The organism is Aquimarina muelleri DSM 19832, from assembly GCF_000430665.1.
Lineage (GTDB): Bacteria > Bacteroidota > Bacteroidia > Flavobacteriales > Flavobacteriaceae > Aquimarina > Aquimarina muelleri.
In genome coordinates this window covers 16,775-29,683 of the sequence record NZ_AUML01000025.1, presented here as the reverse complement: position 1 = coordinate 29,683, position 12,909 = coordinate 16,775, and the positions used below count along the sequence as shown (strand labels likewise).

Here is a 12,909-nt window from a genome sequence, read left to right as displayed (position 1 = left end):
TTTTTAATATTTATAATTTAATCCAAATAAAAGTGTTCGCCCTCTTGGAAAAATAGTATCATCTACACCATTATTTTGAATCTCGGGATCTAAACCTGAGTAATCGGTAATAACAAAAGCATTTTGTATACCAGCCCATAATCGAAGACTGGATACTCCTTTCATAACATCTTTTAAGGTGTATCCTAATGTTATATTATCCATTCTTAAAAAAGATGCGTCTTCTATGTAATAATCAGAAAGAATAACATCTGGAGTACTATTAAATTTGGTGTCTAATACAGATATTGGTGTATTATTAAAAACGGTTCTTACTACATTTCCTAATTGTGCATTTGACGAGGCAACATTATTATAGATTTCGCCTCCAATATTTGCTCTCATATTAAAGCTGAAATCAAAGTTTTTATAGTTTAAACTAGATTGAAAGCCCATGATAAAATCTGGAGTACCTTTACCAGATATGTATCTGTCGTTATTATTAATAAGCCCATCTCCATTTAGATCTGCATACGCTCCTTCAATAGGTTTGCCATTGGTGTCATAAATTTGCGCGTATGTAAAGAAGGAGAAAGGAGCATGTCCCTGGCGCTGAATTTGAATAGTATTACCAGTACCTCCACCAATATCGGTAGTTAAAATATCCTGCCCAAAAGCTAATTCTTCAATTTCCCGATCTATAAAAGTAGCATTGTAACTCACATTCCATTTTAGATCACTTTTACTAATAATATCGGTGTTAATAGAAAACTCTATACCTTGAGTAATAAATTTACCTATATTTTGAAAACCTTGATTAGAAAAATTTGCGCCATCCGGGATAGGAGCTTGAGAAAGTAGATCGTCAGATTCTTTTCTAAATACATCTACAGCACCGATAATTCTATCATTCCAGAACCCATAATCTAATCCAAGATTATACTCTGTAATTTTTTCCCACTCTATGTCTTCGTTTCTAAACTGTGGTTGTACGATATTTATGACTTCACCATCTAAGATATATTGTGTAAAAGGACTACTACCTCTGTATCTCTCTAAATATGCATATGCCTGATCAATATCTTGCTGACCAGTAACCCCATATCCTAATCTAAGTTTAAGGTTACTTACTATAGAAGATTCTTTAAGAAAATTCTCTTCACTTATTTGCCATCCTACAGAAGCAGAAGGGAAATACCCAAACCTATTGTCCTTACCAAATCTAGAGGTTCCATCTCTACGAATAGAAGCAGATATAAAGTACTTGTCTTTAAATTTTAGATTTGTTCTTAAAAAATAAGCAAGTAACACTTCGTCTGGATTAATAGTTCTTTCTGTAGCATTGCTTGGATCTCGCTGATTTCCGGTTTCTAATCGGCTTAATTCAAATTTTTGATAAGAATATCCTCCAGTACCTTCAATATTTAGATCTCCTAAAGTTTTATTATAGGCTAAATAAGCATCAAAAAGACGGTTTTTAACCGCTAAATCTGTATCAGACTTAAATCCTAAAAACTCTCCTTGAGTAGCGTTAAAACCAGTTGCACTTTCTGTAGAAACATCTTTAAATCTATCGGTTTCACTATCGTCTAAGCCTAAATTTAACACAGCTCTTAACTCTGGAAAAAAGTGTAATTGATAATCTAATTTAATGTTACCAAAATACCGTCTTACGTTTGCTATTTCTCTGGTTTGTAATAGTTGAGCAATGGGGTTTCTAGAAACATTACCTAATGCAAATCCTGTACTAGAATCTCTATATTCAAAGAAACCACCATAAGGAGAACTTGCATCTAATACGGGTTGTGTAGGATCAAAAGTAATTGCGGCACCTTCTACATTAGGAGCAAATCGGTTCTTTTCAAAATTAAGGTTTGCGTTTATATCAATTTTAAGATGATTATCAAATAATTTTGGATTTAAGGCGATAGAAGATGTAGTTCTTTCAAATTTTGATGTTTTTCTAAGCCCTTCCTGATCAGAACGCCCAATAGAAACTCTAGTGGGTAAAGTTTTTAATATAGATCCACTAACCGATAGGTTATGATCTGTAGAAAAAGCAGTTCTGTAAATTTCATCCTGCCAATTGGTGTTGGCAGATCCTAATTCTCCAACTTTATCTGGAAAATTTTGGTTTATAAATTCTCTGTATTGATTAGCAGAAAAAACATTTACGGTTTCATTTGCAGTGGTAATACTGGTTTTAGAATCCAAATTAATTTGTAGCTTACTTTTTCCTTTTTTTGTAGTAATGATGATCACTCCATTTGCTCCACGGTTACCATAAATTGCAGCAGCAGAGGCGTCTTTAAGGATAGAAAAAGATTCTATATCATTTGGATTAATTGCAGAAAGAACAGACCTTGATCCATTAGATAAATCCCCTGGATCATTTAAGGGTAAGCCATCCACAACAATTAAAGGATCGTTAGAAGCATTAAGAGATGCTCCTCCTCTTATTCTAATTTCAGAATTCCCTGCAGGACCACCATTGGTATTAATAGATACTCCGGCAACTCTACCATTAAAAAGATTTTCTGCAGTAATAGTATTACCCGTATTAAAATCTTCAGAGGTTACTAGTGCTATAGATCCTGTTAAATCTTTTTTTCGGGTAGTACCATATCCAATAAGTACTACTTGCTCAAGTTCTGAAGCATCTTCTGCTAATATGATATCTATAGTAGGTTGACCACTATAAGTTATCTCTTGTGCTACAAAACCAACATAAGAAAAAAGTATTGTATTCCCTGTACTGACATTATTTAAAGAATAATTACCATCAAAATCAGAAGTTGTTCCGTTTGTAGAGCCTTTAACAATGATATTAGCACCAGGAATTGGTTGCCCGCTTCCTGCATCAGTAACCGTTCCAATAACAGTTGACTGTGCAAAAAAGCCCATTGGTATTAACCACAATAAAAACAATGCACTTTTGGTAAATGTTTTCATAAAATTAAATTAGTTTTTGATTGTTTAAAATCTTATATTTTCACTTTCTGCAACCAAAGTATGTAAATTTTGTGTTAATTTTCTGCTAAGTTGTAGTTCTAATCTTACGCAAACGTTTGCGTGTGGAAAACTTTTAGAGTCTCACTAAAATTTTAAGTATAATTCTGTTCATATAGCATATTTTCACCCTTAAATTTGACTTTTGATTAAAATGAGAAATGCGAAAAGCTATACCAAAGGCTATCTTGATAAGTATAATTATATCAATTTCAGCGATAATTGTTATTAAACCCAGATTATGCAATAGAACTTCGTTACGAAGCTTTGAGATACAATGAACACTGTTGTTTTCTTACTTTTAGCATAGCATCGCTATGGTTAAAGTGAAAAACAAAGCAAGGCGACAGTGTTTGCAGTAGATCACAGATGAAATAGATTTTCTATTGCATAATCTGGGTTAAACCATCTTAAGAAAAGATACTATCTAAATAATTCAAATAAAAGGTTTACGTATGAAACAAAAAATTACACTCAAACATATTGCAAAAGAGCTCGATGTTTCTATCTCTACAGTATCCAAGGCATTAAAAGATAGTACAGAAATAAGTTTAGATACCAGACAAAAAGTAAAAGCTTTTGCCAGGTTATATAATTATAAACCTAATAATATAGCTTTAAGTCTAAAGAACAGGAAAACCAAAACAATAGGTGTTATCATTCCTGAAATTGTACATCATTTTTTTACCACGGTGATAGGAGGAGTAGAGAAAGTAGCAAATGAACAGGGCTATAATGTAATTATATGTTCTTCTAATAATTCTTTTGATAAAGAGGTTATTAATCTGGAAATGTTAGCTAGTGGAAGCGCAGATGGATTTATTTTATCTGTTGCTAAAGAAACACAACTTAAAAAAGATTATCACCATATAGAAGAAACCATGAATCAAGGAATGCCAGTTGTACTTTTTGATAGGATAATTGATGAGGTAGTTTGTGATAAAGTCATTATTGACGACGCCAAAGGAGCACAAACCGCTACAAATCACTTGCTTTCTATTGGCTGTAAAAAAATAGCAATACTTACCACAGTAGATTATATAAGTGTAGGTAAACTAAGGACTAATGGGTATCTAAGGGCATTAAGAGCATATGATATACCCGAAAGAGAAGAACTTATACTTAAAATAGAAGATATAGATAATTGTGAAATAGAAATTTCAGATTTTTTAAAAGACAAAGATATAGATGCTGTTTTTGCGGTAAATGAATTGTTTGCAGTTACAGCAGTTAAAGTACTGGATAAACAAGGTAAAAAAGTGCCAGATGATATATCTGTAGTAGGGTTTACCGATGGTATTTTATCCAAACATTTTATACCAACTCTTACTACAATAAGCCAACATGGAGAAGATATGGGGATAAGAGCGGCAAAATTACTTATAGATAAACTAGAGGGGGACGAGGCAGCTACAGAAGAATATAGAACTGTTATCATCGATACCAGTTTGATTCAGAGAAGTTCTACAAAAAAAATATAAAGAGATATTTTTTAATTAAAAAATTATAATATCTTTGGCTTCTATCAAAACTTATATTTTCACTTTCTACATATAAAAATAAGTTTTGATAAGTATTTCGCTTATCAGACAGAGTAATAATCAAATATTTACTTGATGAAGAAGCGTAAGTTAAGTTTCTGGGAAATTTGGAACATGAGTTTCGGTTTTTTAGGAATTCAGTTCGGTTTTGCATTGCAAGGCGGATTTATGTCTAGAATTTTCCAAACTTTAGGTGCAGAAAAAGATGCCATACCTTTATTGTGGATTGCAGCCCCGTTAACCGGTCTTTTAGTTCAACCTATTATAGGATATCTTAGTGATCGTACCTGGAGCCCAAGATGGGGTCGTCGTAGACCTTATTTTTTAATTGGTGCCATACTTAGTTCTATAGCTTTGTTTTTAGTGCCTCATTCTCCGGCTTTATGGATTGCAGCAGGTTTTTTATGGATTTTAGATGCTTCTATTAATATTTCGATGGAGCCTTTTCGGGCATTAGTAGCAGATAAACTTCCAGATTCTCAACGATCTTATGGTTTCGTTACACAGACGCTTATTATTGGTATAGGAACTTGGATAGCAAGTAATTTGCCTTGGCTGATTTCTCAAATGGGGGTTAGTGATGGAGCTCCTACAGGAGTTGTCCCAATGTCTGTAAAAGTAGCTTTTGCTATAGGAGCACTCGTTTTTCTTATTAGTATTCTTTATACGGTATTTACTACTTCAGAATATCCCCCAGAAGATATGGAAGAGTTTGAAAAAGAAAAAAAACAAAAAAACAAATTTGTTTCAGATATCTTAAACAATATTGGAAGTATGCCACTTACCATGAAAAAATTGGGGCTTATTCAGTTTTTTAGCTGGTTTGCTTTTTTTACTATGTGGAGTCTTGCAAATCCAGCACTAACAGAGCATATATTTAAAACTCCAGTGCCAATAGAATCTGCATATAATATGGATGTTCCAGAATCGGTAATAGCATTTGAAACGGCAAATACAGCATTTCAAAAAGCCTCTAATAATGTAGGTAGATATATGGGAGTTTATGGATTATCTTCTATGGCTTTTGCATTACTACTCACATTTTATACTTCTAGAAAAAGAATAAACAGAAAATGGGTACATATGGTATCTCTTATTTTGGGAGGAATAGGTTTTATATCCATGTATTATATTCCTTCGCCACAATGGCTAACCTTTTCTTTTAGCTTAATTGGTTTAGCATGGGGCAGTATTTTATCGATGCCTTATGCTATGTTGTCTAGCTCGGTAGATCCTAAAAAAATGGGAGTCATCATGGGGATATTTAATATGTTTATTGTGATACCGCAAATCATAGCCGCTTTGGGAGGAGTAAATTTTGCATATAAACTTATTGGAGACGAAACGATCAACGCAATGATTGTTGCCGGAATAAGTTTAATCATCGCAGGTTTATGCAATGTGTTGATTACTAATAAAGATGCGATAACCTATAACCCAAAAGAAGCTATATAATAATGAAAAAAGGATTTATATTCGATTTAGACGGTGTTATAGTAGATACTGCAAAATATCATTTTCTAGCGTGGCAAAATTTGGCAAATAGTTTAGGGATTTCTTTTACTCATGAGCAAAATGAACAGCTTAAGGGAGTAAGTAGAGTACGTTCTTTAGAAAAGATTTTAGAATGGGGAAATGTAAGTATTTCTCAAGAGAAATTCACCCAGTTAATGTCTGAAAAAAATGAAGAATATCTCAAGTATATTTCAAAAATGGATACTAAAGAAATCTTACCAGATGTACCTAAGGTTTTAGAATATTTACAAGCTAAAAGACAGTTAATTGCTTTAGGGTCTGCAAGTAAAAATGCTCGGGCAATTTTAGAAAAAGTAAAATTATATAACAGATTTCATACCATCGTAGACGGAACTAATGTTTCTAAAGCAAAACCAGATCCAGAGGTCTTTTTAATAGGAGCAAAACAATTAGGGGTTTCTCCAAAAAACTGCATAGTGTTTGAAGATTCGGTTGCAGGAGTTCAAGCAGCTAATACCGTAGATATGATTAGTATTGGTATCGGAGATAAAAATATATTACATGAAGCAGATTATGTTTTTAAAGATTTTACAGAAATAGGAGAGGATTTTGTAAATCAATTGATTATAACCAAAAAGGTTTAGTTGCGATGCAAAAAGAGCGTGCCAATTTAATATACATGTACAAGGATGCTCTAGATTGGTTTTATCCAACAACTAAAAACGAATAAAGAAAAAATGAATCAGAATTATATAAAACCAGATAACTGGTCAATTATTGAAGAAGGGTTTGATAAAGAAAGAGTTAAGTCTTCAGAAAGTTTGTTTAGCATAGGTAATGGAGCAATGGGACAACGTGCTAATTTTGAAGAAGCATACTCAGGACCAACCTTTCAAGGGAGCTATATAGCAGGAGTTTATTATCCAGATAAAACCAGAGTAGGCTGGTGGAAAAACGGATATCCAGAGTATTTTGCAAAAGTACTTAATGCTCCAAATTGGATTGGAATAGGAGTCAAAATTAGTGGAGAACCATTAGATCTTAATACATGTGTAGCTGTAAATAATTTCCGTAGAGAATTAAATATGAAAGAGGGGTGGTATGAACGTTCTTTTATAGCAGTTTTGCAAAATAAGGTAGAGGTATTGGTGAAATCCACACGATTTTTGAGCTTGGATTTAGATGAAGTAGGGGTAATTAAATATGAAATAACTCCTGTAAATCAAGATGTAAATATTGAATTTGCACCTTACTTGGATTCAGGAATTACTAATGAAGACACTAATTGGGAAGATAAGTTTTGGGATACATATAATCTGGCTCATGACAAAAACGAAGCATACATTTTATCCAAAACAATGAAAACCAACTTTCATGTGTGTACCGGGATGTTAAGTGAAATCTTTATAGATGGAGAACAAAAGGATATATCTCCTAAAGTAAAAATGGATGGTACATCTATAAGTTTAAACTATGGTGTAGAGGTTCCTAAAGGTAAAACAACAAGCATTATAAAGTATGGGGGGTATACAGTATCCTTAAATCACGAGGAAGATAATTTAAAGAATGCAAGTACAGCAATTCTGAGGAAAGCTTCAGAATCAGGGTTTGACGTTCTATTAAATTCACAAAAAAACGCATGGTCCAAAATCTGGGAAATGGCAGATATAACTATCGATGGGGATGTAAAAGCACAGCAAGGTATTCGTTTTAATATTTTTCAGTTAAACCAAACGTATTTAGGTAAAGATGCAAGATTAAACATTGGACCCAAAGGGTTTACAGGCGAAAAATATGGAGGAAGCACCTACTGGGATACAGAAGCATATTGTATTCCATTTTATATGGCAACAAAAGATCAGCTTGTAGCGAGAAACTTATTAACGTATCGATATAATCATCTGGATAAAGCTATTGAAAACGCCAGCAAACTAGGGTTTGTTAATGGGGCAGCATTATATCCGATGGTTACCATGAATGGAGAAGAATGCCATAACGAGTGGGAAATTACTTTTGAAGAAATACACCGTAACGGAGCAATGACATTTGCTATCTATAATTATGTAAGATATACCGGCGATTATAGTTATATCCCAGAAAAAGGATTAGAAGTAATGATTGCAATTGCTCGCTTTTGGCATCAAAGAGCAACTTTTTCTACAGATAAAAATAAGTATGTAATTCTTGGAGTTACAGGCCCTAATGAGTACGAAAATAATGTAAATAATAACTGGTATACCAATTATCTGGCAAAATGGTGTATAGAGTATTGTGTGCAGAATATTATTAAAGTAAAAACAGAATACAAAAGCGATTATGAACGAATCGTAGAAAAAACTAGTATAGCGCAAGAAGAGGTGGAAGCTATGTTAGAAGTAGCAGATAAAATGTATTTTCCATATTCTGAAAAACACCAGGTTTATTTACAGCAGGATGGGTTTTTAGATAAAGAATTAATTACAGTAGATAACCTGGATAAATCTCAACGACCTATTAATCAAAAATGGAGTTGGGATCGAATATTACGTTCTCCTTATATAAAACAAGCAGATATACTGCAAGGGTTTTATATGTTTGAAGATCAATTTACAAAAGAGGAGTTAAAACGTCATTTTGATTTTTATGAACCCTTTACAGTGCATGAATCCTCTCTTTCGCCATGTGTTCATAGTATACAAGCAGCTACACTAGATAGGATGGATCAAGCATATACTTTTTATTTAAGAACATCAAGACTGGATCTGGATGATTATAATAAAGAAGTAGAAGAAGGGTTGCATATTACTAGTATGGCAGGCACATGGATGAGCATTGTTGAAGGATTTGGAGGGCTTAGAATTAAGAAAGGAACTTTGTCTTTTACTCCTAAAATCCCTAAAGAATGGAAAGGGTATACCTTTAAAGTTAATTTTAGAAACCAAATTATCAAAGTAAATGTATCTCAAGAAGGAACTTCTTTTACTTTAGAAGGGAATAGTGATTTATTAATTTTTGTAGAAGGTAAAGAAGTTAAAATTTCACCTAACAATCTTATAACAGTATAGCTTTTATAAAATTTTAAGGAAGAAGAAGTAGTAACTGTTTATTTTTTTGCCCCCCCCATTTTTATGTTGGGCAGAGTCAAAATATAGTAAGACGGATAAGTTTCCGTTTTTTTACTCTGCCCAAAAAAATAGTTACACTTTTTTTGTAAATGATAAAAAATAACACAATTATAGAAATGAGTTGATTTGTCATTCCGTTGAAGAACGGAATGACAAAAAACAACGAGTAGGAATGCTTAAACTTTTGATTTTTGATCGTTTATTTTTTATCATATACTTAGTACATTTTTTTAATAGGTATACTATTCAATTACTCATGTCGATGCGATTTTTTTTAAATCTTTAAAAATATAACACAAGGATTAAAAATATTTAAACAAATGAAATGTAAACTAATTATACTATTTTTTTGGTGCGCCATTTTTTTATGTCAAGCTCAGGTAGAAAAAATAGAGCCTCCGTTTTGGTGGAGCGATATGCATAATAAAGAGCTTCAAATTTTATGTTATGGAAAAAACCTTTCTAAATATGATGTAGCGATAGATGGTATAACGATTAACAAAATTACGAAGACTGAAAATCCTAATTATTTATTTATCACTATAGATACCAAAGGGATGAAGGCAGGTACGGTTTCGATTAATTTTAAAGAAAAGGGTGAAGTTGTACTTTCACAACCTTATGAATTTAAAATTAGAAAAGAGAATTCAGCTAAAAGAAAAGGTTTTGATAGTAGCGATGTGATGTATTTAATTATGCCAGATCGATTTGCAAATGGAGATTCGAGTAATGATTCTCATAAAAATACTACAGAAAAAGTAAATAGGTCTAATCCGGGAGGTCGTCATGGAGGGGATATAAAAGGTATAATAGATCACCTAAGCTATCTAAAGGACTTAGGGGTAACAGCATTGTGGAGCACCCCATTATTAGAAGATAATGAACCAGCCTATTCCTATCATACCTATGCACAAAGTGATTTGTATAGAATAGATCCAAGATATGGTACAAACAACGATTACAGAAGATTAGCTTCAGAAATGCATAAATTAGATATGAAGTTGATTATGGATTATGTAACCAATCACTGGGGATCTAAACATTGGATGATACAAGACCTGCCAACCAAAGATTGGATTCATCAATGGCCAGAAGGTTTTAAGCGTAGTAACTATCGTATGACTACTCAGTTTGATAAAAATGCCTCGCAAGTAGACAGAAAGGGGTGTATGGATGGATGGTTTGATACGACAATGCCAGATATGAACCAAAGTAATCCTTTACTTCTTAAATATATTATACAAAATGCAATTTGGTGGATAGAGTATGCGGATTTAGATGGTTTTAGAGTAGATACCTACTCTTATAATGATAAAAAAGCAATTGCAAAATGGACCAAAGCTATTATGGAAGAATATCCAAACTTTAATATCGTTGGAGAAGTATGGATGCATAACCAATCTCAAATTGCATATTGGCAAAAAGATAGTAAAATAGGAGCTATAGATCATTATAATTCGTATTTGCCATCTGTAATGGATTTTACATTACATGATGCTATTATAGAAATGTTTAAGGAAGATAAAAGTGAATGGAGTAAAGGAATGATAAAAGCATACGATAATTTTACCAATGATTTTTTATATCCAGATAGTAACAATATTCTAGTATTTGCAGGAAATCATGATACCAATAGGATTAACGAAATATACCAAGAAAATAGTAATGTCTATAAAATGGTAATGACATTAATATGCACTACTCGGGGGATTCCGCAACTGTATTATGGTGATGAAATAGGAATGCTTGGTAATCGGGATAAAAATGGAGATGGAGATATTCGAAAAGATTTTCCAGGAGGATGGATAGAGGATTCAAAAAATGCATTTTTATCTTCAGAAATAAAAAATGGAAGAACCATAAATCAAGAAGAATATCACTCCTTTACCAAGAAAATATTAAACTGGCGAAAGAATAAACCCTCTGTACACAAAGGAAAACTATTGCAGTTTATTCCTTTTGATAATGTATATGTATACTTTAGGTATGATGACAAAGAAAGTGTAATGGTAATTATTAATAATAGCCTAAAAGATCAAAAATTAGACGTTGCCCGATTCAAAGAAGGTATAAAAAACTATAGCGTAGGGACCGATATTATTACTGATTCTAATATAGACATCACCGAGGATTTTAGTGTACCTGCTAAAACATCAATGATACTGGATTTAAAATAAAATATAACCGCAAATAACCACCTATAAATTTAATTAAATGAAAAAGATAATTTTAAGTCTTACAGTAATTGGAATTCTATTTTCCTGTGGAAAGACAAAAAAAGAAGAAAGTCTATCCAAGATAGAAATTGAAGAGGAAGTAAAAGAAAAGTTTATTCCAGTACATGATACCGTAATTGAAAATGCGGTGATTTATGAGGCCAATATTAGACAATATTCTGAAGAGGGTACTTTTAATGCATTTACCAAAGATATTCCCGTTCTTAAAGATTTAGGTGTAAAAGTATTGTGGATTATGCCAATTTATCCAATATCTACTACTAAAAGTAAAGGTTCTTTAGGTAGCTATTATGCGGTATCTGATTATACCAAAGTAAATCCTGAGTTTGGTACTATCGAAGATTTTAGGGTTTTAGTAAAAACTGCTCATGATAATGGGATATATGTTATTTTGGATTGGGTTGCTAATCATACTGGTTGGGATCATGTTTGGTTAAAAGAACATCCAGAGTATTATACTAAGGACAAAGAAGGTAATATTACGCATACAGTAGATACAGACTGGACAGATGTTGCAGATCTTAATTATGACAATCAACAAATGCGAGAGCAAATGATACAAGATATGTCATATTGGATAAAAGAAGAAGGAGTAGACGGTTTTCGATGTGATGTAGCAGGAATGGTTCCTGTAGATTTTTGGGAGAATGCTGTAGCTGAACTCGAGAAAATAAAACCTGTTTTTATGTTGGCAGAAGGTTGGGAGCCTGAATTATTAGAAAATGCATTCGATATGGGATATGGATGGGATACGCATCATAAAATGAATGATATTGCTAAAGGAAAAGCAAATGTAGCAGAATGGGACAAAAGAATGGAGCAAATAGACTCTATGTATGCAAAAGATGATATTTTAATGAATTTTACATCTAATCATGACGAAAACTCTTGGAATGGTACCGTGAAAGAAAGAATGGGAGATGCCAAAGAAGTATTAGCAGCACTTTCTTATCTGGCACCAGGAATGCCATTGATCTATTCTGGTCAAGAATATGATATGGACAAACGTTTACTATTTTTTGATAAGGATACAATTAGTAAAGAGAAAGGTGTATTTTTTCCTTTGTATAAAAAATTAGGGAAACTTAAAAACACGAATCAGGCTTTACATGGTGGTAAAAATGCAGCATCTTATAAACGCATTAAAACATCTGATGATACTAAGATTTTAGCATTTGCAAGAGAAAAAGAAAATAATAAAGTTGTTTTTATTGCAAATTTGACAAAAGAAAAAGTAAATTTTATCCTAGACGATACTAAAGAAGAGGCTTATATAGATTACTTTTCTGAAAAGCGTATACATCTAAAAACAGGGAAAGGATTGGAACTAAATCCTTGGAAATATTTAATTTTAATTAAAGAATAGTTAAAGATTACGATATTAATTTATGAGAACGACTTGTCTACCCAAGTCGTTTTTTGTTTTAATCCTTAATATTGTTGCTTTATCTCCAATTTAAAGTCTAAAAATCTGTTAAAACACCATGTTTTTTGTTTTAAAAGATTGAATTTATTAACCGAAAACGTTTTAGTTTTTTTGCAAATTAGGTTATTACTGCCAAT

Annotated in this window: 7 protein-coding genes; 6 read left to right on the top strand and 1 reads right to left on the bottom strand. The window is 32.4% G+C overall.

The window, feature by feature from the left end; genetic code table 11:
• Positions 1–3 precede the first annotated feature (3 nt).
• Positions 4–2,931, bottom strand: coding sequence for a SusC/RagA family TonB-linked outer membrane protein (locus tag H527_RS0111085; protein ID WP_027412786.1), 2,928 nt, complete (start codon positions 2,929–2,931; stop codon positions 4–6).
• Between the two features lie 512 nt (positions 2,932–3,443).
• Here H527_RS0111085 and H527_RS0111080 point away from each other — a divergent pair.
• The 6 genes from H527_RS0111080 to H527_RS0111055 all read left to right on the top strand — a co-directional run bounded on the left by H527_RS0111080 (position 3,444) and on the right by H527_RS0111055 (position 12,712).
• On the top strand, positions 3,444–4,469 hold the full coding sequence (locus H527_RS0111080; protein WP_027412785.1) for a LacI family DNA-binding transcriptional regulator: 1,026 nt from the start codon (positions 3,444–3,446) through the stop codon (positions 4,467–4,469).
• Between the two features lie 135 nt (positions 4,470–4,604).
• Positions 4,605–5,984, top strand: a complete 1,380-nt coding sequence (locus H527_RS0111075) for an MFS transporter (RefSeq protein ID WP_035087914.1) — start codon at positions 4,605–4,607, stop codon at positions 5,982–5,984.
• A 2-nt stretch (positions 5,985–5,986) separates the two neighbouring features.
• Positions 5,987–6,649 (top strand): beta-phosphoglucomutase, encoded by a 663-nt coding sequence (gene pgmB / locus H527_RS0111070; RefSeq protein WP_035087912.1) that lies wholly within the window; start codon positions 5,987–5,989, stop codon positions 6,647–6,649.
• 93 nt (positions 6,650–6,742) lie between these two features.
• Positions 6,743–9,049, top strand: coding sequence for a glycoside hydrolase family 65 protein (locus tag H527_RS0111065; RefSeq protein ID WP_027412782.1), 2,307 nt, complete (start codon positions 6,743–6,745; stop codon positions 9,047–9,049).
• Between the two features lie 380 nt (positions 9,050–9,429).
• Complete coding sequence (locus H527_RS0111060; RefSeq protein WP_027412781.1) at positions 9,430–11,286, top strand: glycoside hydrolase family 13 protein; 1,857 nt, start codon at positions 9,430–9,432, stop codon at positions 11,284–11,286.
• A gap of 37 nt (positions 11,287–11,323) precedes the next feature.
• The gene (locus tag H527_RS0111055) at positions 11,324–12,712 is read left to right on the top strand and encodes an alpha-amylase family glycosyl hydrolase (protein ID WP_027412780.1); all 1,389 of its coding nucleotides are present in this window, start codon (positions 11,324–11,326) and stop codon (positions 12,710–12,712) included.
• The last annotated feature ends 197 nt before the right edge of the window (positions 12,713–12,909 follow it).